At 63.2% G+C, this 239-nt stretch carries 1 protein-coding gene; it reads left to right on the top strand.

Going from position 1 to position 239, the window contains the following annotated elements:
* Positions 1 to 239 (top strand): fimbria/pilus outer membrane usher protein (locus SB772_RS45155; RefSeq protein ID WP_410839168.1); only part of this gene is annotated, 239 nt, incomplete at both ends.

The following is a 239-nucleotide window of genomic DNA, read 5'->3' as shown; positions in this document are numbered from 1 at the left end:
CATCCGCAACTTCACTTCGGTGAACAAATCCTCGAGCAGCGCCGACATGCAGATTGAGTCGGTCTACAATTACGCCAAGCGCGTGTTCCCGAGCATCGGCTCGGAACTGACCGTCGGCGCGGCCACCACGTCCTCCGAGGTGTTCGACTCGGTGCCCTTCATGGGCTTCCAGCTCGGCACCGACGAGGACATGCTGCCGGAGAGCCAGCGCGGCTATGCGCCCATCGTACGCGGCATCG

It is taken from the genome of Paraburkholderia sp. SIMBA_030 (assembly GCF_046535245.1).
GTDB lineage: Bacteria > Pseudomonadota > Gammaproteobacteria > Burkholderiales > Burkholderiaceae > Paraburkholderia.
This window is presented reverse-complemented; position numbering and strand designations above follow the sequence as displayed.